We start from the raw sequence: 19,753 nt of genomic DNA, 5'->3' as shown, positions 1-19,753 counted from the left end.
GGATTCCGTACGCGCATTGCCTCAAGTCTGCTGGTGGTCGCCGCCGCCCTGCCTGCCTCCCTGACATCCGGCACCGCGCTGGCCGCGGACCGGCAGGCCACGCCGGCCGCGCGGCCCGGCGAGCCGATGGACGACTACGCGGCGGACCCCCCGATGAGCGCGGACCGCTTCGGCGAGCTGTACCCGGGCCGTCCCGGCGCGCCGGTGCGCCTGCCGGAGTTCCCCGGCACCGCCTCCTTCCGGGACCTCCCGGACCGCTTCGCCGGGCTCTCCGGCACCCTGCCGGCCTTCCCGCACCACCCCGGCGGGCCGTTCCTGGACGGGCCGCGCCACCACCACCGGCATCACCCGTTCGGACCGCGTTTCCCGTGGTCGCCGGCGTCCGCGCCGGACGCCGGCACCGCCGTCGGGGACGACGCCTCGGACGGGGACCCGGTGGTACCGGCCGCCCCGCCGCGCGCACCGGCCGCGGACCCCGTCCAGCTGCCGGCCGGCCGCCCCGCCCGCCCCGTGCTGCGCGACAGCATGCCCCGGACGACGGCGGCCGACGACCTGGACACCGCCGAGCCGGAGCTCCCCGCCCCGTCGCAGCCCCGCGAGCTCGCCGCCCCCGCCCTCCCGAGCCCCCACCGGCAGGTGCCGTCGCCCGTCCCCGAGCAGGACCCCGGCACCCCCGCCACCAAGGCCGGCCCCGGCGCCTCGGCAGGCCCCTACTCCCTCGAAACCCCCGGCGCGCATGTCGAGCGGGTACTGCCGATGGGCGCGGGGATGGCCCTCACCGGTCTGGGGCTCGCCTTTCTCGGCCTGCGGCTGCGGCGCCGCTGAAGGCCCGGAGTACGTGTTTCACGTGAAACACGTACGCGCGGTTTCACGTGAAACGGTGCGGGCCCCCGGTTTCACGTGAAACATCCGCCGCGCGCGGTGTTTCACGTGAAACACCGCGGACCGAGCCCGTGGTTCCACGTGAAACATGCGACGCCGTTTCACGTGAAACAGGGCGGCACCCTGGGTGGATCACCTTCCGCCGGGGGCACCACCGTTCTGGACCTGTCGTACGAGAGAATGGCGGCATGGATATGCCGATGAACGAACGGTCGCAGGAGAACCAGCACGTCCTGGTCGTCGGCCCGGACGGCATGGCGCTCGGCAGCGCCGCCTCCGGTGGCGGGGAAGAGGGCGGGGAGCCCCGTGAGGTTCCGGTCACGGACATGGTCGAGCAGCCTGCGAAGGTCATGCGTATCGGCAGCATGATCAAGCAGCTGTTGGAAGAGGTGAAGGCGGCTCCTCTCGACGAGGCGAGCCGGGTGCGTCTCAAGGAGATCCACGCCAGCTCGGTCAAGGAGCTGGAGGACGGGCTGGCGCCCGAGCTGGTCGAGGAGCTGGAGCGGCTCTCGCTGCCCTTCACCAATGAGTCGGTGCCGACCGAGGCGGAGCTGCGGATCGCCCAGGCCCAGCTGGTGGGGTGGCTGGAGGGCCTCTTCCACGGCATCCAGACCGCGCTCTTCGCCCAGCAGATGGCCGCCCGGGCCCAGCTGGAGCAGATGCGCCGCGCCCTGCCGCCCGGTATCACCGCGGAGGGACAGGAACAGCCCGGCCACGGCGGCGCCCGCTCGGGCCCGTACCTCTGATTCCCCGGCGCCCGGCGCCCGCGAAACGGCCGGAGGGGCCGGCACGCCCGTTGCGTGCCGGCCCCTCCGCTGTCAGGACGCCGCCGTCAGCTGCTGCGGCCGGTCGAGATGGTCAGCTGGATGGTGTCGTTGCTGCTCGGGTTCCACCAGCTGATGGCATCCGGGGTCTGGTTCGTGACGGTGTTCTTGCCCCAGATCGCGTCGTTCTCCTCCTTGACGACCTTGTACTTCCAGCCGGCCGCCTTGATGCACTGCTCGACCGACTCCAGGTTCTTGAACTTGAAGCTCGGGAAGAGGATCTTGCGCGGGTCCACGGCGCTCTTGGCCGGGCTGGTGCACTCGGAGGTCTGGATGGTCGCCGTCTTGTCCTCGGGCCGGACGCTCGCGGTGGGCGACGGACTGGAGGAGAACACCGAGGTCGGCGAGTCGTGGCCGCCGCCTCCGCTGTCGCTGCCGGCGCTCAGGCCGATGCCGATGGCTATCGCGGTGACCACCACGACGCCCACCACCGCGGCGGCGATGATCACCGGGCCGTTGTTCTTGCGGGGGCCCACCGGCGGCATCGGGCCGGTCACCGGCGGCGCCGGCGGGCCGGGGAACGGCGGCGGGGCCGGGAAGCCGGCGTTGGGGAACGGCGCCGGGGTCGGGGCCGGGCCCGGCGCGGGGGTGGGGTAGGCGTTGTTCACCGGCGGCGGGGTCTGGGGGGCGAAGGCCGCCTGCGTCGGCTGGTACGGCTGCTGGACGTTCGGCGGAGCCGGGGTGTGCGGGTTGCCGGAGGCGGTGGGGAAGACCGCGGAGGAGACCGAGGCGCCGCTGGTGCGGGCGCGCGGCCCCTCGCTGATGATCAGCGGGGTCGCCCCGGACTGCCCGGAGCCGGCGATCCGCAGGCACTCGTCCCGCATCGCCTCGGCGGTGGGGAACCGTTCGTTGGGGTTCTTCTTCAGCGCCCGGGCGACCAGGGCGTCGACGGCCGGCGGCAGCGAGCGGTTGATGCCCGACGGGACCGGCGGCTCTTCCTGGACGTGGGCGTAGGCGATGGCCAGCGGCGAGTCGGCGTCGAACGGCAGCTGGCCGGTGAGCAGCTCGAAGAGCATGATGCCGACCGAGTAGAGGTCGGAGCGGGCGTCCACCCCGCGGCCCAGCGCCTGCTCGGGCGAGAGGTACTGCGGGGTGCCGACGACCATGCCGGTCTGCGTCATCGACGTCACACCGGACTGCATGGCGCGGGCGATGCCGAAGTCCATCACCTTCACGACATTGCGCTTGGTGATCATGACGTTGCCCGGCTTGATGTCCCGGTGGACCAGGCCCATCTCGTGGCTCGCCTCCAGCGCGGCGAGCACGTCGGCGGTGATTTTCAGCGCCTTTTCGGTCGGCATCGCGCCGTGCTGGGCGATATCGCTGTCGAGCGCGGACCGCAGCGGCTGGCCGGAGACGTACTCCATGATGATGTACGGCACCATGCCGCCGTCGAGCTCGTCCTCGCCGGAGTCGAAGACCGAGACGATGTTGGTGTGCGTGAGCTTCGCCACTGACTGCGCCTCGCGGCGGAACCGCTCGCGGAACGCCTGCTCGCGGCCGAGCTCGGTGTGCAGGGTCTTGATCGCGACCTCGCGGTCCAGCACGCTGTCGTAGGCGAGGTGCACGGACGCCATACCGCCGGCGCCGAGAAGATCACGAAGCTGGTAACGTCCACCGCCGACCGAACGGCCCCCGTATTGGCCCTGAGCGCCGTCCTGGCTCATCGTTACCGCTTCCCCCTGGGCGCACTGCCCGTGCATGTCTGGCGATCAGATCTGAAATACCGGAGCCAAGTCTGCCCCAGGCCACCGGCACGTCAAGCTGTGTGCCCGTTCCGTGACCAGATGTGCAAGATCCGGGCACGATCACACAGCGGACCGGGCCGCGGCCGGAGGGTGGCGAACTTGCGGCGCCCGGCCCGCAGAAGGTTTGATGGCCGGTCCACGACGGACCGGTGGGTGCCGCGGAACCTGTAGCGTGCTCTAGCGAAGACCGAGACCTTACCGCTGCAATGCGGATCGATTCGACGGCGAGGACCGATGGCACCGACGCAGCGCCCCCAGGGGCCGTCCGATCCTGACGCCACCGGCTCCAATGTCCCCGACGTACCGGAGATGTGGGGCAACGGCGGACTGGTCGGCGACGGCCGCTACCGGCTGACGCGCCGGCTGGGCCGTGGCGGCATGGCGGAGGTGTTCGCCGCCGAGGACGTGCGCCTGGGCCGCACCGTCGCCGTGAAGCTGCTGCGCGCCGACCTCGCCGAGGACCCGGTGTCCAAGGCCCGCTTCACGCGCGAGGCGCAGTCCGTGGCCGGGCTGAACCACCACGCGGTGGTCGCGGTGTACGACTCCGGTGAGGACTTCGTCGGCGGCAACACCGTGCCGTACATCGTGATGGAGCTGGTCGAGGGCCACACCATCCGCGATCTGCTGCTCAACGCCGAGGCCCCGCCGCCGGACCAGGCGCTGATCATCGTCTCCGGGGTGCTGGAGGCGCTCGCCTACAGCCACCAGCACGGCATCGTGCACCGTGACATCAAGCCCGCGAACGTGATCATCACCAACAGCGGCGCCGTGAAGGTGATGGACTTCGGCATCGCCCGTGCCCTGCACGGCGCGCAGTCGACCATGACCCAGACCGGCATGGTCATGGGCACCCCGCAGTACCTCTCCCCGGAGCAGGCGCTCGGCAAGACCGTCGACACCCGCTCCGACCTGTACGCCACCGGCTGCCTGCTGTACGAACTCCTCACCCAGCGGCCGCCGTTCACCGGCGAGACCCCGCTCTCGGTCGTCTACCAGCACGTCCAGGACATGCCGGTGCCGCCCTCCGAGGTCGCCGAGTCGGTGCCGCCGGAGCTGGACGGCCTGGTCATGCGGTCGCTGGCCAAGGACCCCGACGACCGGTTCCAGACCGCCGAGGAGATGCGCGGGCTGGTCCAGTACTCCCTGCAGATGCTGCACGAGCAGGGCGGCCACACCGGCACGTGGAACACCGGGCCGGTCGCGATGCCCGACGGCGGCCACACCATGGCGCTGCGCGGCGGCGCCGCCGAGACCACCGCGCTGGCCCACCCGGACGCCGGCCAGACCGCGGCGCAGCCGATCCTCGGCCCCGGCATGCGGGACGACGACGGCGGCTACGAGGGCGGCTACCGCCAGGCCAAGGGCGGCCGCGGCAAGGTGTGGCTGATCGCGCTGCTGGCGCTGATCGCCATCGGCGTGGGCGTCGCCTTCGCGATCCAGAACACCAGCGGCCCGGGCCACAGGAAGCAGCCGCAGGTGACCACCCAGTCCCCGTCGCCGTCGGCCTCCGACGAGACCAGCGAGCCGCCGACGGACGAGCCGAGCACTCCCGACACCTACCCGGGCAGCAGCACCGGCGGCGGGAACACCTACACCCACCGGCCGAGCCACGAGCCCAGCACCCAGCCCTCGTCCGCGCCGCCCAGCTCGCAGCCGCCGACCTCCGGGCCGCCGACCAGCACCACGGGCGGTTCGAACAGCGGCGGCACGAACAGCGGCGGTACCGGCACCGGCGGGACGACGGACGGCGGCACGAACACCGGCGGTACCGGCAGCGGCGGCACGACGGACGGCGGTTCGAACACCGGCGGTACCACGACCGGCGGCACGAACACCGGCGGCACGAACAACGGCGGGTCCACCACCGGCGGGACGCCGCTGGGCGGCACGACCGGCGGCTGACCGGGAGCGGGGCGGCGGCGGGCGGGGTGACCGCCCGCGCGGTCAGCCCGTGAACGCCTTCCGCACCGCCGGGTAGGCGCGGGTCCACCACACCGCCAGCGCCGCCGCCGCGGGGAACTGCGGATCGGTGCGACGGTCCCCGAGCCGGTAGCGCCAGGTGAGCATCCAGAAGTCGTTCAGCCGCTCCCACCACACCCGGTGCACGGCGGCGGCCAGCTCCTCGGCACCGGCCCCGCACCCCCTGCGGTAGGCGCTCGCGTACGCGGCGACCTTGGCCAGGTCCAGGGTCCCGCAGGGGCGCACGAAGAAGATCGCGGCGGCGCGCACCGCCTCCTCGGCGCGGGGCTGGACGCCCAGCCGGTCCCAGTCGACGACCGCGGCCGGTTCGGTGCCGCGGTAGAGCACGTTCAGCGGGTGGAAGTCCCCGTGCACCCACCCCGCGGCCGGTTCCGCCCCGGGCGGCGGGCGGCGGTGCGCCTGCCGCTCCAGCAGGGCCCGCCGCTCCAGGAGGCGGTGCTCGGCCAGCTCGTCGAAGCTGGTCCGCGGGCGCGCCCCGCGGGCCAGCGCCAGCAGCTCCTCGATCGTCTCGACGGTCCGCTCGGGATCGGCGGCCGCATCGGTGCCGGGCGGCCGCGGCGGGGCCGGCTCGTCGGCCATGACCTCGGCCAGGGTGGTGTGGACGAGCCCGAGCAGGGCGCCGAGCCGGCGCGACTGGCCCTCGGTCAGCTCGGTGCCGGTCAGGTGCCGGCCCTCGACCCAGGGGTGCAGGGCGTAGTACCGGCCGTCCAGCACGGTGACGGTGCGGCCGTCGTCGCCGGTCACGGGCGGGACGACCGGCAGGCCGAGCCCGGCCAGCCGGCGGGTGGCGCGGTGCTGGCGGGTGAGGGCGGCGCGGTCCCCGTCGAGGTGGTGTTTGAGGAAGTAGCGGCCGCGGGTGGTGGCGAGGAAGTAGCCGTGGTTGAGCAGGCCCTCGGCGACCGGCTCGCAGGACAGCGGCGCCCCGGCACGGCCGTAGTGGCGCAGCAGGGATCCGAGGGTGTCGCGGTCGGGCGTCGCCGCCGACCGGACTACAGATGAGCGCAGCACGCGCCAGATGTTAGATCAACTACGCCCAGTGGAGTGGGTGTGGCGGAAAGCCTTACCGAGGGTGCGCATACCCGGCGACCGGTACCTCCGTGAGGTGGTGCAGCGTCACGAATTCCGGCTCGATCCGCAGGAAGACCGGGTCGAAGGGGTCCCCGTCGGCCAGGTGCGGGGCGCGTCCGAACAGCTCCCGCTCGGCCCGGTCCGGCTCGGTGGCCCGGGCGGTGCCGGTGAACTGCACGGACCACGTGTCGCGGGCGCCGCTGTTGGCGTTGTCGGCCTCGTAGGCGACCACGCTGCCGTCCAGCGCCCGGTGGTAGCCGTAGCCGCGGTGCAGCCGCAGGACCACCCGGCCGCCGGCGACGATGTGCCGGGCGACGGCGGTGAAGGGGAGGGCCCGCCGGCTGGCCGACACCCGGCCGTAGGGAATCCGGCTCAGCAGATCGAGGGCGCGGGAGTCGTCGGTCGGCATGGGGCCCAGCCTGCCCGGCCGGCCGCGCGGCGGGTAGGGGCGGGGGCCCGGGTGCAGCGGGACGTTGGTCCCGCCCACGGGTGAGGGGAATTACCGATTCCGCGGTGGTGCGGCTATTCCGTGCCTGGTCAGCGCCGTTCGGCCTGCCGCCGGGCGACATAGGCGGCGGCTTGCGAACGGCGCTCCATACCGAGCTTGGACAGCAGACTGGAAACGTAATTCTTGATCGTTTTCTCGGCCAGGTGGAGCCGTTCGCCGATCGCGCGATTGGTCAGCCCCTCGCCGATCAGATCGAGGATCCTGCGCTCCTGGTCGGTGAGGCTCGCCAGCCGGTCGTCGCCCTTGGCGGTGTTGCCGTCGCGGAGCCGTTCCAGGACGCGGGACGTGGCCACCGGGTCCAGCAGCGACTTCCCGGCCGCCACGTCCCGTACCGCGGAGAGCAGTTCGCTGCCCCGGATGGCCTTGAGGGCATACCCGGACGCACCGGCCATGATCGCATCGAAGAGGGCCTCGTCATCGGCGAACGAGGTGAGCATCAGGCAGCGGATGTCCTCGTTCTGCGAACGGATCTCACGGCAGACCTCCACACCGCTGCCGTCCGGGAGCCGGACGTCGAGCACGGCCACGTCCGGACGGGTCGCGGGGATCCTGACCAGCGCGTCGGCCGCGGTGCCGGCCTCGCCGACCACCTCGATGTCCTCCTCGACCGAGAGCATTTCGTGGACGCCCCGCCGTACCACTTCGTGGTCATCGAGCAGGAAAACCGTGATTTTTCCGTCTTCGCGCACCTCCCCAGTCTCACACATCAACTCTTCCCGTGCTCCAGGTCACCGATATAACGTGCCGTTGTCCCGGCGGCCTGCAACGCTGTGACCAGGAGTTGTTCCCAGCCTTCGCGATTTACTTGGAAATCCAAGCAAAATCGCAGGTCAGCGCCATTTCCACTTCGGCTTTGACAATGGGTAACGTGCAATGAGCAGGCCACTCCGGGGCGCTTTGTTCCACCCGGATCCGGCCGCGTTCGCACACACCCCGTGCGCCGTATCGGATACCGGGTGAGCCGCAACGGCCACCGGCGGACCCCGGGGGCCGGACAGACGGAGGAGCAGCACGTGACCGTGGAAGGCACTGCCGAGCGGAAAACCGCCCGCGGCGGCAGCAAGCGCACCACCGCCAAGAAGTCGGCGCCGGCGAAAAAGGCGTCGCCGTCCCGGGCCAGGAACGGCGCCCGGCCGGAGCAGGCGGAGCAGGAGCAGCTCGTACAACTGCTGACCCCGGAAGGGAAGCGGGTCGAGCACCCGGACTACGCGATCGACCTCACCCCCGAGGAACTGCGCGGCCTGTACCGCGACATGGTGCTCACCCGGCGCTTCGACGCCGAGGCGACCACCCTCCAGCGCCAGGGGGAACTGGGCCTGTGGGCCTCGCTGCTGGGCCAGGAAGCCGCGCAGATCGGCTCCGGCCGGGCGCTGCGCGACGACGACTACGTCTTCCCCACCTACCGGGAGCACGGCGTGGCGTGGTGCCGCGGCGTCGACCCGACGAACCTGCTGGGGATGTTCCGCGGCGTCAACAACGGCGGCTGGGACCCCAACAGCAACAACTTCCACCTCTACACCATCGTCATCGGGTCGCAGACGCTGCACGCGACCGGCTACGCGATGGGCGTGCAGAAGGACGGCGCGGATTCCGCGGTCATCGCGTATTTCGGTGACGGTGCCTCCAGCCAGGGCGATGTCGCCGAATCCTTCACCTTCTCCGCGGTCTACAACGCCCCGGTGGTCTTCTTCTGCCAGAACAACCAGTGGGCGATTTCCGAGCCCACCGAGAAGCAGACCCGCGTCCCCCTCTACCAGCGCGCCCGGGGCTACGGCTTCCCCGGCGTACGGGTCGACGGCAACGACGTGCTGGCCTGCCTGGCGGTGACCAAGGCGGCACTGGACCGGGCCCGCTCCGGTGAGGGCCCCATGCTCATCGAGGCGTTCACCTACCGCATGGGCGCCCACACCACCTCCGACGACCCGACGCGGTACCGCCCCGACGAGGAGACCCTGGCCTGGGAGGCCAAGGACCCGATCCTGCGGCTGCGGCGGTATCTGGAGGCCGAGGGCGCGGCCGACGAGGCGTACTTCGCGGCCGTCGAGGAGGAGAGCGAGACCCTGGGCAAGCGGGTCCGCGAGGCCGTCCGGGCGATGCCGGACCCCGACCCGATGTCGATCTTCGAGAATGTCTATGCCGACGGGCACGCGCTCGTCGATGAGGAGCGCGCGCAGTTCGCCGCGTACCAGGCGTCGTTCGCCGACGCCGATGCCGCCGCGGAGGGGAACTGACCATGGCCGTCCACGAGAAGATCACCATCGCCAAGGCGATCAACGCATCGCTGCGCGCCTCCATGGAGGCCGACCCCAAGGTCGTCGTCATGGGCGAGGACGTCGGCAAGCTCGGCGGCGTCTTCCGCGTCACCGACGGGCTCCAGAAGGACTTCGGCGAGGACCGGGTGATCGACACCCCGCTGGCCGAGTCCGGGATCATCGGCACCGCGATCGGCCTGGCACTGCGCGGCTACCGCCCGGTCGCCGAGATCCAGTTCGACGGTTTCGTCTTCCCCGCCTACGACCAGATCGTCACCCAGCTGGCGAAGATGCACGCGCGGGCGCTCGGCAAGGTCAAGGTGCCGGTCGTCATCCGTATCCCCTACGCGGGCGGCATCGGCGCGGTCGAGCACCACTCCGAGTCTCCCGAGGCGCTGTTCGCGCACGTCGCGGGCCTCAAGGTCGTCTCTCCGTCGAACTCCTCGGACGCCTACTGGATGCTCCAGCAGGCCATCGCCGGGGACGACCCGGTCATCTACTTCGAGCCCAAGCGCCGCTACCACGACAAGTCGCGCCTGGACACCGAGTCGATCCCGGACCCGCTGCACAAGGCCCGGATCACCCGCACCGGTACGGACCTCACGCTGGCCGCCTACGGCCCGATGGTGAAGGTCTGCGAGGACGTCGCCAAGGTCGCGGCCGAGGAGGGCAAGTCGGTCGAGGTCGTCGACCTCCGCTCGATCTCCCCGATCGACTTCGACACCGTGCAGTCCTCGGTCGAGAAGACCGGCCGGCTGGTGGTGGTCCACGAGGCACCGGTCTTCTTCGGCTCGGGTGCGGAGATCGCCGCCCGGATCACCGAGCGCTGCTTCTACCACCTGGAGGCACCGGTGCTGCGGGTCGGAGGTTTCCACGCCCCCTACCCGCCGTCCAGGGTGGAGGACGAGTACCTTCCGGGGCTGGACCGGGTGCTCGACGCCGTTGACCGCGCGCTGGCGTACTGAGGGCTGAGGAGAGTCGTGACCATGACTGCAGGGACCGCCGGCGCGGCGAACACGCAGCGCATCCGCGAGTTCAAGATGCCCGACGTGGGCGAGGGCCTCACCGAGGCCGAGATCCTCAAGTGGTACGTCCGGCCCGGTGACACCGTCACCGACGGCCAGGTCGTCTGCGAGGTCGAGACCGCCAAGGCCGCCGTCGAACTCCCCATCCCCTACGACGGAGTGGTGCACGCGCTGCACTTCGACGAGGGCACCACCGTCGATGTCGGCACGGTCATCATCGCGGTCGACACCGACCCGGGCGCCGGCCCCGTCCAGGAGGCGCCCGCCGCGGCGGCGCCCGCCGAGTCCGCGGAGGAGGACGCCGAACCGCAGGGCCGGCAGGCCGTGCTGGTCGGCTACGGCGCCGCACCGTCCTCGACCAAGCGCCGGGCGCGCAAGCCGCAGCCGGCGGTGGCCGCGGGCCTCCAGGCCGAGCTGAACGGGCGGGCCGCGCCCCCGGCGGCCGCTCCGGTGGCCGTCCCGGCGGCCCCGGCCGCGCCGGTCGTCCCGGTGCCCGCACCCGCCGCCTCCGTGCCCGCACCGGCCGCTCCGCCCGCCGGGCGGCCGCTGGCCAAGCCGCCGGTCCGCAAGCTCGCCAAGGACCTGGGCATCGACCTGGCGACGGTCGCCCCGACCGGGCCGGACGGCACCATCACCCGCGACGACGTGTACGCGGCCGCCGCACCGGCCGAGGCCGCGCCGGCCGCCGCGGCCGCCGGGGTGCCCGCCCCGGCGGAGGCCGCCGCCCCGGCCGGCTTCGATGCCGCGCGTGAGCGGCGGGTGCCGGTCAGGGGCGTGCGCAAGGCCACCGCTCAGGCGATGGTCGCCAGCGCCTTCACCGCGCCGCACGTCACGGAGTTCATCACCGTCGACGTGACCCGCACGATGAAGCTCGTCCAGGAGCTGAAGCAGGACCCGGATCTGGCCGGGTTGCGGGTCAACCCGCTGCTGCTGGTCGCCAAGGCGTTCCTGGTCGCCCTCAAGCGCCACCCGGAGGCCAACGCCGCCTGGGACGAGGCCGCCCAGGAGATCGTCTACAAGGACTACATCAACCTCGGCATCGCCGCGGCCACCCCGCGCGGCCTGATCGTCCCGAACATCAAGGACGCGGGGAACAAGCCGCTGCCGCAGCTCGCCGCGGAGCTGGGCGAGCTGGTGGCCACCGCTCGCGAGGGCAAGACCTCACCGGCGGCGATGTCCGGCGGCACGGTCACCATCACCAACGTCGGCGTCTTCGGCGTCGACACCGGTACGCCGATCCTCAACCCGGGGGAGTCGGCGATCCTCGCCTTCGGTGCCGTCAAGCTCCAGCCGTGGGTCCACAAGGGCAAGGTCAAGCCGCGCCAGGTCACCACCCTCGCGCTCTCCTTCGACCACCGCCTGATCGACGGTGAGCTGGGGTCCAAGCTGCTCGCGGACATCGCGGCGGTCCTGGAGCGGCCCAAGCGGCTGATCACCTGGGGCTGAGCCGCCCGGCCGGCCGATCCGGCCGGCCGCGGCGGCAGCAGGGGCGGTGTTTCACGTGAAACGGTCGGCGAGTTTCACGTGAAACACCGCCCCTCGTCGTTCTCAGCCCCGGATGAGCTCGACCACGCGGCTCAAGTGCGCCACCGGCCCGGTCGGCGTGGACGGATCGGGCTGCCCCGCGGCGCGGATCACCGTGGCCCCTGTCCAGACGGTCGCGACGATCAGGGCCAGTACGACGGCGTTGCGGGTGCGGCGGCCGGTGTGCGACCTGGTCTGCATGGTCAACTCCCCTTGTCCTGCTGGTCCTCACGGCTCCCTGACTCCATTCACCCACGGAATTCCGCGCGTTCCCTACGCGTCAGGTACGGACTCGGGTCCCCCTTGAGTCGGACCACCCCTCCGTCCTGGGTCCCCCTTTCGTCAGAGGCGCACCACCCGGGAAAGGGTTTGCCGCCGCCGTCCGGGCTGTTTACGGTCGGCGAAATGAGCAGTGAAACGATCATCCGGCCCTACCGGGAAGCCGATCAGGACGCGGTGTGCGACCTGTGGTCCAGGGCGTCGAAGCAGGCCCACCCCTTCGTCGAGGGGGAGGGCGAGGGGGAGCGGGCCCGGGTCCTGCGCGAGGTGTATCTCGTCCAGGCGGAGAACTGGGTCGCCGAGCGCGCGGGGGTCGTCGTCGGGCTGCTCGGTCTGCTGGGCGGCCAGGCCCCGGACGGCGGTGTCGAGATCGGCGGGCTGTTCGTGGCGCCGGAGGCGCAGGGCGCGGGCGTCGGCCGGGAACTGGTGGAGCACGCGGCCGCGCGGTACGGCCCGCTGCGGCTGGAGGTCTTCGAGGAGAACGCCCGCGCCCGCCGCTTCTACGCGCACCTCGGCTTCGCCGCGTCCGGGCGGCGGATCGACGACCTGACCGGCCGGCCGCTGATCGCCGTGGAACGCCAGGCGCCGCTGCGGTCGGTGTCCTGGCTGCACGTCCGCGACGGGCGGTTGCTGAGCGTACGGACCCGGGGCAACGACACCTTCTACCTCCCGGGCGGCAAGTACGAACCGGGGGAGACCGCGCGGGAAGCGCTCTCCCGGGAGCTTTCCGAGGAACTGGGGCTGCGGATCCCCGCGGGGGAGCTGACCGAGGCGTTCGTCGTCCATGACGTCGCGCACGGAAAGAACGGCCGGCGGCTGCACATGACCTGCTTCACCGGCGGGCCCCAGGAGATCGATCCCGCTCCCGGCCGGGAGATCGCCGAGTACGCCTGGTTCGACCGCGCGGAGTCCCGTGTGCGGTGCGCGCCGGCCCACCGTCAGGTGGTCGACCGCCTGGTCGCCGAGGGCCGGATGCGCGGCTGACCGGGGGCCGCCCGCCCGCTCCGCCAAGGGCGCCGGTCGGCCCCATTATCACCTCTACCAGGACAAACATCCTCGTGATCGTCCGCATCGCGGAATGCGGTATCGGTCGCATACCTGTTGTATCTATCCTGTGCGCATGCCATCAGCGTCCCTGCCCACCGCCCCCACGAGGGAGACGGGTCCCGTTCCCGCCAAACAGCCGCCCGCCGCCGAGCGGGTCTACACCCACATCAAGGACGCCGTCCTGGAGCGCCGCTACGAGGGCGGCATGCTGCTCACCGAGGGCGAGCTCGCCGACGCCGTGGGCGTCTCCCGCACCCCCGTCCGGGAGGCGCTGCTCCGGCTGGAGGTCGAAGGGCTGATCAAGCTCTACCCGAAGAAGGGCGCCCTGGTGCTGCCGGTCTCCGCGCAGGAGATCGCGGATGTCGTCGAGACCCGGCTGCTGGTGGAGAAGCACGCGGCGGCCAAGGCCGTACCCGCGCCGGAGGCACTGATCGGCGAGCTGAGCCGGCTGGTGGAGACCATGCGGGAGCAGGCCGCGGCGGGCGACCTGGCCGCCGTGTCGGTCACCGACCGCGCGTTCCACGCCGCCATCGTGCGCAGCGCCGGCAACCAGATCCTGGACCGGCTCTACGAGCAGCTGCGCGACCGCCAGCTGCGGATGGGGGTGGCGGTCATGCACGCCCACCCGGACCGGATCGCCAAGAACATCGCCGAGCACACCGAGATCCTGGAAGCGCTGCGGGCCGGGAACGCCGAGGCGGCCACCGACGCCGTGCACCGCCACGTCAGCTGGGTCCGCCACCTGGCACAGGGGGAGGAGCGATGAGCGGCGGTGCCGACCGCGCCGCCGGAAGCGGCGGCATAGGCGGGGGCGGCGCCCGGCTGCTGCCCTCGGACCCGCCCGGCGGCCGCAAGGCCATGGCGGTCTGGGGCATCGGCGTCGCCGTCTACTTCGTGGCGATCACCTACCGCACCAGCCTCGGGGTGGCCGGCCTGGACGCCGCGCACCGCTTCCACATCAACGCCTCGGCGCTGTCCACCTTCTCGATCCTTCAGCTGCTGGTCTACGCCGGCATGCAGATACCCGTCGGCCTGCTGGTCGACCGGCTGGGCGCGAAGAAGGTCCTGACCCTCGGCGTGATCCTCTACACCGCCGGCCAGTTCGGCTTCGCGTTCTCCGCGTCGTACACCATGGCGCTCGGCTCACGCGCGCTGCTCGGCTGCGGCGACGCCATGACCTTCATCAGCGTGCTGCGGCTGGGCTCCCGCTGGTTCCCCGCCCGGCGCGGACCGATGATCGCGCAGATCGCCGCCCTGGTCGGCATGGCCGGCAACCTGATCTCCACGCTGGTGCTGGCCCGGCTGCTGCACACCTTCGGCTGGACGACGACCTTCGCCGGCAGCGCACTGGGCGGTATCGCCGTCCTGGTCCTGCTGGTGCTCTTCCTCAAGGACCACCCCAAGGGCTTCGCCCCGCCGCCCGCCCCGCGCGAGCACAGCGGCGCGGGTTTCGTCCGGCGGCAGATCGCCGACGCCTGGCGCGAGCCCGGCACCCGGCTGGGCATGTGGGTGCACTTCACCACGCAGTTCCCGGCGATGGTCTTCCTGCTGCTGTGGGGGCTGCCGTTCCTCGTGGAGGCGCAGGGCCTCTCCCGCGGTACGGCCGGTGAACTGCTGACCCTCGTGGTGCTCTCCAACATGGCCGTCGGCCTGGTCTACGGCCAGGTCATCGCCCGCCACCACACGGCCCGCATGCCGCTGGCGCTGGGCACCGTCGTGGCGACCGCCCTGGTCTGGGCGCTCACCCTGTGCTGGCCGGCGGTGCACGCGCCGATGGGCCTGCTGATCGTGCTCTGCCTGGTGCTGGGCGCCTGCGGCCCGGCCTCGATGATCGGCTTCGACTTCGCCCGGCCGGCCAACCCGCCGGAGCGCCAGGGCACCGCCTCCGGCATCGTCAACATGGGCGGCTTCACCGCTTCGATGACCACGCTGCTCGCCGTCGGTGTCCTGCTCGACGCCACCGGCGACAACTACCGGATCGCCTTCGCCTCGGTCTTCGTGCTGGAGGCGCTCGGTGTCTCGCAGATCCTGCGGCTGCGCCGGCGCGCGGCGCGGCGCGAACGGGAGCGGCTGGTCGTCAGCAGGGTCGAGGCGGTGCACGTCCCGGCCTGAGGCCGCCGGCCTCCCGGGTGGACGCGTGCGGCTGGTTGCCCCAGCGGCTCGGGGCCGGGTTCGGTTTCACGTGAAACAGCGGGGCGTTGTTTCACGTGAAACCGAACCGATGTTTCACGTGAAACCGAGATCCCGTTTCACGGGGAAACGGGGAATGCCGGGGCCGTTACGGCGTGACCGCGAGGTTGTCGAGGATCGCCTGTGCCAGCTCCTGGTCGCCGTCGATCTTGATCTGCTCGGCGAGGGCCGCCGGGCGGATCCGGCCGCATGCCAGCCGGTGGAAGGCGTCCCAGTCCATCGCGAGCGTCACCGTCGGCCCCAGCGACACGCTGCCGTCGATGGTGGCCTTCCCCTCCGCGTCGACCCGGACCGTGCGCATGAACTCCACCGGGCCGCTGATGTCGAAGACCACCGTCGAACGGGCCGGTGCCTTGGCCCTGTTGGCGACGACGCCGGGCAGGACCCGCACCAGCAGATCGCGGGTCACCAGCGCACCGGGCGAGTCGAGGTTCCCGGGCGTGCCGAGCGCCCGGCGCAGGTCCTGCTCATGTGCCCAGACGTCGAAGGCCCGCTGTTCGAGGACGAATTCCAGGGTGCGGTCCTCACCGAGCGGGCTGTGGATCACGGTGTCCGGCTGCCGGGTTTCGTTCCGCAACTGGCGGGAGCGCCGGATGACGGTGTATTCGAGCTCGCTGAGCATCTCCGGGGCGGTGTGGTGCCGGCGGACGTCGACCTGGACCTCCATCCGGCGGGCCGACTCGCTGCGCACGTGGTAGAGGTCGCGCGGCAGTGTGTGGATCGGCCGCGGGTCGCCCAGCATTTCGCATTCCAGGCCGATGACGTGGGAGACGATGTCGCGCACGGACCAACCTGGGAGGTCCGTCGCCCTGTTCCACTCGCCCTCGACGAGCGGCGTCACCAGCTCGGTTATCGCTTCTATGGAGTGCGTCCAGGCGTCGATGGAGGACTGAAGGCTGGGATGGACGGTCACGGGACCCCTCGAACGGTTCGTACGCGGGCTGCTGTCTGTGCAGTTAAGTTACGCTGCGCACGGGCACCCCGGCAGTGCTTTCGGGTGACCATCGTAGGCGGATGTTCGACGGCGGGGCCGTTCGAAAGCCCTGCCGGTGGTACTGTGCGCGATTCGCCATCGCCGATTGGTGCGGAGCCGGTGAAACCGGTCAATTCCCGCGTGGCGCAAGGGGCTTGGCGGACCGGTCCGGAGTCCGCTCAGTCGCCCTCGCGCTCACGCTCCGCCATGCGGATCACCGATACCGCCACCGCGATCAGCAGCGCCGGGTCCGCGTCCTCCCGGATGACATGGACGCCGTAGGTGTCGCGGAGGGTCAGCCAGCGCCGCGAGATCTCGGCGAGCAGCTCACCGTCGTACTCGACCGCGAACTCGCGGTCCAGGATCTTCCCGCTGACATCCAGTTCGGTACCGTCCACCAGCTCCACGCGGTAGTGGTGGCGCAGCAGCGACAGCCGCTTGCGCCGGATCGTGGCCAGCGGCTGGTCGTCCCGCTCGATGGTCATCGCATCGCGCAGGCTGAACATCTTCTTGCGGATGGTGATCAGCACCCGCCGCTCGGTGTCCTTCAGCTCGAAGGTCTCCCGCAGACGCAGTGCCTTCCCGTCCACCAGGAAGGCGTGCCGCCCGTGATCGTCGTCGACCCAGTAGTCCTCGCCGATGCCGAAGATCCGGTCGTGCACGAGGTACTTGCGGGAGCGGGGAGGGGCTTCCCCGTGGGATGGCAGCATGGGTGACGTGTTCCCCGTGCCCCCTGCGGAATGCGTGCGCACCGGAGTGACGTTGAATGTCCACATGGCTTCACGTGCGCGCGTCCGGGCCCCCGAGCTGATCGGCAAGGGCGGCTGGCTCAACACCGGCGGAACTGACCTCACCCTCTCCGACCTGCGAGGACGCATTGTCATCCTCGATTTCTGGACGTTCTGCTGTGTGAACTGCCTGCACGTCCTGGACGAGCTGCGGGAGCTGGAGGAGCGCCACCGCGACACGGTGGTGATCATCGGTGTGCACTCCCCGAAGTTCGTCCACGAGGCCGATCACCAGGCGGTGGTGGACGCCGTCGAGCGGTACGGCGTCGAGCACCCGGTCCTCGACGACCCCGAGCTGGCCACCTGGAAGCAGTACGCGGTCCGCGCCTGGCCGACGCTGGTGGTGATCGACCCCGAGGGGTACGTCGTCGCCCAGCACGCCGGCGAGGGCCATGCGCACGCCCTCGGCACCCTCGTCGAGGAGCTGATCGCCGAGCACACCGCGAAGGGCACCCTGCGCCGCGGCGACGGCCCGTACGTTCCGCCGGAGCCGGTCGCCACCGACCTCCGCTTCCCCGGCAAGGCGGTGCGGCTGCCCGGCGGCACCTTCCTGGTCTCCGACACCACCCGGCACCAGCTGGTGGAGCTGGCGGACGACGGCGAGCGGGTGCTCCGCCGGATCGGCACCGGCGAGCGGGGACTGGGCCCCGACACGTTCAACGAGCCGCAGGGCCTGGCGCTGCTGCCGGACGGCCGGGTCGCCGTCGCAGACACCGTCAACCACGCCCTGCGGGTCTTCGACCCGGCGACCGGCGCCCTGGAGACCGTCGCCGGCACCGGCAAGCAGTGGTGGCAGGGCTCCCCGTCCTCCGGCCCGGCGCGCGAGGTGGATCTCTCCTCCCCCTGGGACCTCGCCTGGTGGGAGGACCGGCTGTGGATCGCCATGGCCGGGGTCCATCAGATCTGGACCTACGACCCCGCCGACGGCACGGTGGCGGTGGCGGCCGGCACCGCCAACGAGGGCCTGGTCGACGGCCCCGCGGCGGAGGCGTGGTTCGCCCAGCCGTCCGGGCTCGCGGCCGCCGGTGACCGGCTCTGGATCGCCGACTCCGAGACCAGCGCGGTCCGCTGGATCGAGCGCGCCGAGGACGGCGGCGGGTATGTGGTCCGCACGGCCGTCGGCACCGGTCTCTTCGACTTCGGCCACCGCGATGGCGCCGCGGAGCAGGCCCTCCTCCAGCACCCGCTGGGCGTGACCGCGCTGCCCGACGGCTCGGTCGCCATCGCCGACACCTACAACCACGCCCTCCGACGCTTCGACCCGGCCGGCGGCGAGATGACCACGCTCGCCACCGACCTGCGCGAGCCCTCCGCGGCGGTCCTCGCCGACGGCGACATCGTGGTGGTGGAGTCCGCGCGCCACCGCCTGACCCGGCTGCGGCTCCCCGAGGAGGCGGTCCGCGTCGAGTCGGTGGCCCACCGCACCCGGCGTGCCGCCACCGACATCGCCCCCGGAACCCTCCGGCTGGACGTGGTCTTCCAGGCCCCGGCGGGCCAGAAGCTCGACACCCGGTACGGTCCCTCGACCCGGCTGCTGGTCAGCGCCACCCCGCCGGAACTCCTCGCCGAGGGCGCGGGCGCCGGCACCGACCTGGCGCGGGACCTGGTCCTCGCGGACGGGGTGGCCGAGGGCGTGCTGCACGTCTCGGCGATGGCCGCGTCGTGCGACGACGACCCGGCCGTCGAGTACCCGGCCTGCCATGTCCACCAGCAGGACTGGGGCGTGCCGGTCCGGATCACCGCGGACGGCACGGCCCGGCTGGGGCTGGTCCTGGCGGGGCTGGACACGCAGTGACGGCCGTCCGGCCGGGCCGGCCCCCGCGCGCAGGCGGGGGCCCGGCCGGGCTCAGTTGCCGACGCCGGCCTGCATCCTGGCCGTGGCCGGGAGGTCGTACCAGTAGGTGACCCGGCTCTGGCCGACGGAGACGGTGCTGTACTTCTTCGCGAGGTCGTACACCGCCGGCTGATCGGGGGTCCGGGCGCCTGCGTGGCGGCCCACGAACTGGACGCCGACCTGCTTCTGCTCGGTGCCCCTGGCGGCCGGGGTGGTGGTCGGGATGATCGCGTAGGCCGCGCTCTTGGGCTTGAGGGTGAGGACGTGGCCGCCCTCCTCCTTCATGAGCGGCAGCGGGGACTTCGCCTTGTTGAAGTACAGCAGCGGCCCGTCGTACAGGGTGCAGCTGGTGCTGGAGGCGTTCCGGTATCGCACGGTCACATAGCCCTTCGCCCCCGACGTCTGCGAGAAGCTGAGCCAGGTCGTGCTGAAGGGGCACACCCGCGTCCGGCTGCCGGCCGCCGCTCCCGCACCGGCCCCCGCCGCCGCGGCGCCACCGCCGATGACCGTGCGCTTCTTGCTCTTGGAGGACGAGGAGGACGAGCTCTTCCTCGACTTGGAGGAGGAGCTGTTGCAGCCGGTCAGGGCGAGGGAACCGGCCAGTCCGAGGGCCAGCGCGGCAAACGCGGCGGACCGGCGGCGGGTGCGGCGTGCGGTCATGGAAGGCTCCCCCAGTCGAGGCACTGCGATCAGTGAGGCGGTTCTGTCATGGCGCGGCCACCCTATCGACTGCCGTGCCGGTCGCCGGGGCGGGTTCGCGGGCCCGCACGGCCCCGGTCGCCTTTCCGCGGCACGCGCGGCTAAACCCCGGCCGGGTCAGGTCCGGCACGG

The 19,753-nt window shown here is 72.0% G+C and carries 18 protein-coding genes; 10 read left to right on the top strand and 8 right to left on the bottom strand.

The features are described 5' to 3' along the window. The first annotated feature begins 33 nt into the window (after positions 1-33). Positions 34-825 carry a hypothetical protein gene (locus MUU72_RS12205; protein WP_248013205.1) on the top strand — a complete coding sequence of 264 codons (792 nt, stop codon included), beginning with the start codon at positions 34-36 and terminating at the stop codon, positions 823-825. Positions 826-1,070: 245 nt separating this feature from the next. Next, a complete protein-coding gene (locus tag MUU72_RS12200; RefSeq protein ID WP_248013204.1) occupies positions 1,071-1,628 on the top strand; it encodes a bacterial proteasome activator family protein in 558 nt (185 codons plus the stop codon). Positions 1,629-1,714: 86 nt separating this feature from the next. Here the strand turns inward: MUU72_RS12200 and MUU72_RS12195 are convergent, their stop codons facing one another. Beyond that, a complete protein-coding gene (locus MUU72_RS12195; RefSeq protein ID WP_248013203.1) occupies positions 1,715-3,373 on the bottom strand; it encodes a protein kinase domain-containing protein in 1,659 nt (552 codons plus the stop codon). A 315-nt stretch (positions 3,374-3,688) separates the two neighbouring features. Between MUU72_RS12195 and MUU72_RS12190 the strand changes: the two genes are divergently transcribed. After that, positions 3,689-5,356, top strand: coding sequence for a protein kinase domain-containing protein (locus MUU72_RS12190; protein WP_248013202.1), 1,668 nt, complete (start codon positions 3,689-3,691; stop codon positions 5,354-5,356). Between the two features lie 42 nt (positions 5,357-5,398). Here the strand turns inward: MUU72_RS12190 and MUU72_RS12185 are convergent, their stop codons facing one another. The 3 genes from MUU72_RS12185 to MUU72_RS12175 form a co-directional block, all read right to left on the bottom strand. Further along, on the bottom strand, positions 5,399-6,442 hold the full coding sequence (locus tag MUU72_RS12185) for a phosphotransferase (protein ID WP_248013201.1): 1,044 nt from the start codon (positions 6,440-6,442) through the stop codon (positions 5,399-5,401). Between the two features lie 52 nt (positions 6,443-6,494). After that, positions 6,495-6,911 carry a pyridoxamine 5'-phosphate oxidase family protein gene (locus MUU72_RS12180; protein WP_248013200.1) on the bottom strand — a complete coding sequence of 139 codons (417 nt, stop codon included), beginning with the start codon at positions 6,909-6,911 and terminating at the stop codon, positions 6,495-6,497. 128 nt (positions 6,912-7,039) lie between these two features. Continuing rightward, positions 7,040-7,699, bottom strand: a complete 660-nt coding sequence (locus tag MUU72_RS12175) for a response regulator (RefSeq protein WP_308403809.1) — start codon at positions 7,697-7,699, stop codon at positions 7,040-7,042. A gap of 324 nt (positions 7,700-8,023) precedes the next feature. Here MUU72_RS12175 and pdhA point away from each other — a divergent pair, with 324 nt between their 5' ends. From pdhA to MUU72_RS12160, 3 genes are read left to right on the top strand one after another with little or no spacing between them, the layout of a single operon-like run. After that, entirely contained in the window at positions 8,024-9,241 is a 1,218-nt protein-coding gene (gene pdhA / locus MUU72_RS12170; RefSeq protein ID WP_248013198.1) for a pyruvate dehydrogenase (acetyl-transferring) E1 component subunit alpha, read from the top strand. 2 nt (positions 9,242-9,243) lie between these two features. Further along, positions 9,244-10,227: an alpha-ketoacid dehydrogenase subunit beta gene (locus MUU72_RS12165; RefSeq protein WP_248013197.1), complete on the top strand. Its 984-nt coding sequence runs from the start codon at positions 9,244-9,246 to the stop codon at positions 10,225-10,227. A gap of 21 nt (positions 10,228-10,248) precedes the next feature. Further along, the gene (locus tag MUU72_RS12160; protein WP_248013196.1) at positions 10,249-11,733 is read left to right on the top strand and encodes a dihydrolipoamide acetyltransferase family protein; all 1,485 of its coding nucleotides are present in this window, start codon (positions 10,249-10,251) and stop codon (positions 11,731-11,733) included. A gap of 102 nt (positions 11,734-11,835) precedes the next feature. Here MUU72_RS12160 and MUU72_RS12155 read toward each other — a convergent pair whose 3' ends face one another. Continuing rightward, a complete protein-coding gene (locus tag MUU72_RS12155) occupies positions 11,836-12,012 on the bottom strand; it encodes a hypothetical protein (RefSeq protein WP_248013195.1) in 177 nt (58 codons plus the stop codon). A gap of 204 nt (positions 12,013-12,216) precedes the next feature. Here MUU72_RS12155 and MUU72_RS12150 point away from each other — a divergent pair, with 204 nt between their 5' ends. The 3 genes from MUU72_RS12150 to MUU72_RS12140 all read left to right on the top strand — a co-directional run bounded on the left by MUU72_RS12150 (position 12,217) and on the right by MUU72_RS12140 (position 15,249). Then, entirely contained in the window at positions 12,217-13,074 is an 858-nt protein-coding gene (locus MUU72_RS12150) for a GNAT family N-acetyltransferase (RefSeq protein WP_282503975.1), read from the top strand. 136 nt (positions 13,075-13,210) lie between these two features. Then, the gene (locus tag MUU72_RS12145; RefSeq protein ID WP_248013194.1) at positions 13,211-13,903 is read left to right on the top strand and encodes a GntR family transcriptional regulator; all 693 of its coding nucleotides are present in this window, start codon (positions 13,211-13,213) and stop codon (positions 13,901-13,903) included. A 92-nt stretch (positions 13,904-13,995) separates the two neighbouring features. After that, positions 13,996-15,249, top strand: coding sequence for an MFS transporter (locus MUU72_RS12140; RefSeq protein WP_248013237.1), 1,254 nt, complete (start codon positions 13,996-13,998; stop codon positions 15,247-15,249). Between the two features lie 166 nt (positions 15,250-15,415). Here MUU72_RS12140 and MUU72_RS12135 read toward each other — a convergent pair whose 3' ends face one another. After that, positions 15,416-16,240, bottom strand: a complete 825-nt coding sequence (locus MUU72_RS12135; protein WP_248013193.1) for a maleylpyruvate isomerase family mycothiol-dependent enzyme — start codon at positions 16,238-16,240, stop codon at positions 15,416-15,418. Positions 16,241-16,479: 239 nt separating this feature from the next. Further along, positions 16,480-17,010 (bottom strand): LURP-one-related/scramblase family protein, encoded by a 531-nt coding sequence (locus MUU72_RS12130; RefSeq protein WP_248013192.1) that lies wholly within the window; start codon positions 17,008-17,010, stop codon positions 16,480-16,482. A 64-nt stretch (positions 17,011-17,074) separates the two neighbouring features. Here MUU72_RS12130 and MUU72_RS12125 point away from each other — a divergent pair, with 64 nt between their 5' ends. Beyond that, on the top strand, positions 17,075-18,883 hold the full coding sequence (locus MUU72_RS12125; RefSeq protein WP_248013191.1) for an NHL domain-containing thioredoxin family protein: 1,809 nt from the start codon (positions 17,075-17,077) through the stop codon (positions 18,881-18,883). Positions 18,884-18,934: 51 nt separating this feature from the next. Here the strand turns inward: MUU72_RS12125 and MUU72_RS12120 are convergent, their stop codons facing one another. Continuing rightward, positions 18,935-19,582: a DUF4232 domain-containing protein gene (locus MUU72_RS12120; RefSeq protein WP_248013190.1), complete on the bottom strand. Its 648-nt coding sequence runs from the start codon at positions 19,580-19,582 to the stop codon at positions 18,935-18,937. Positions 19,583-19,753: the final 171 nt, after the last annotated feature.

It is taken from the genome of Streptomyces rhizoryzae (assembly GCF_023155275.1).
Lineage (GTDB): Bacteria > Actinomycetota > Actinomycetes > Streptomycetales > Streptomycetaceae > Streptomyces > Streptomyces rhizoryzae.
This window is presented reverse-complemented; position numbering and strand designations above follow the sequence as displayed.

Coding starts and splice junctions, on each gene's coding strand:
- MUU72_RS12200 (WP_248013204.1), top strand. CDS start 1,071: ATGGATATGCCGATGAACGAACGGTCGCAGGAGAACCAGCACGTCCTG.
- MUU72_RS12195 (WP_248013203.1), bottom strand. CDS start 3,373: ATGAGCCAGGACGGCGCTCAGGGCCAATACGGGGGCCGTTCGGTCGGC.
- MUU72_RS12190 (WP_248013202.1), top strand. CDS start 3,689: ATGGCACCGACGCAGCGCCCCCAGGGGCCGTCCGATCCTGACGCCACC.
- MUU72_RS12180 (WP_248013200.1), bottom strand. CDS start 6,911: ATGCCGACCGACGACTCCCGCGCCCTCGATCTGCTGAGCCGGATTCCC.
- MUU72_RS12165 (WP_248013197.1), top strand. CDS start 9,244: ATGGCCGTCCACGAGAAGATCACCATCGCCAAGGCGATCAACGCATCG.
- MUU72_RS12160 (WP_248013196.1), top strand. CDS start 10,249: ATGACTGCAGGGACCGCCGGCGCGGCGAACACGCAGCGCATCCGCGAG.
- MUU72_RS12155 (WP_248013195.1), bottom strand. CDS start 12,012: ATGCAGACCAGGTCGCACACCGGCCGCCGCACCCGCAACGCCGTCGTA.
- MUU72_RS12150 (WP_282503975.1), top strand. CDS start 12,217: ATGAGCAGTGAAACGATCATCCGGCCCTACCGGGAAGCCGATCAGGAC.
- MUU72_RS12145 (WP_248013194.1), top strand. CDS start 13,211: ATGCCATCAGCGTCCCTGCCCACCGCCCCCACGAGGGAGACGGGTCCC.
- MUU72_RS12140 (WP_248013237.1), top strand. CDS start 13,996: ATGGCGGTCTGGGGCATCGGCGTCGCCGTCTACTTCGTGGCGATCACC.
- MUU72_RS12130 (WP_248013192.1), bottom strand. CDS start 17,010: ATGCTGCCATCCCACGGGGAAGCCCCTCCCCGCTCCCGCAAGTACCTC.
- MUU72_RS12125 (WP_248013191.1), top strand. CDS start 17,075: ATGGCTTCACGTGCGCGCGTCCGGGCCCCCGAGCTGATCGGCAAGGGC.
- MUU72_RS12120 (WP_248013190.1), bottom strand. CDS start 19,582: ATGACCGCACGCCGCACCCGCCGCCGGTCCGCCGCGTTTGCCGCGCTG.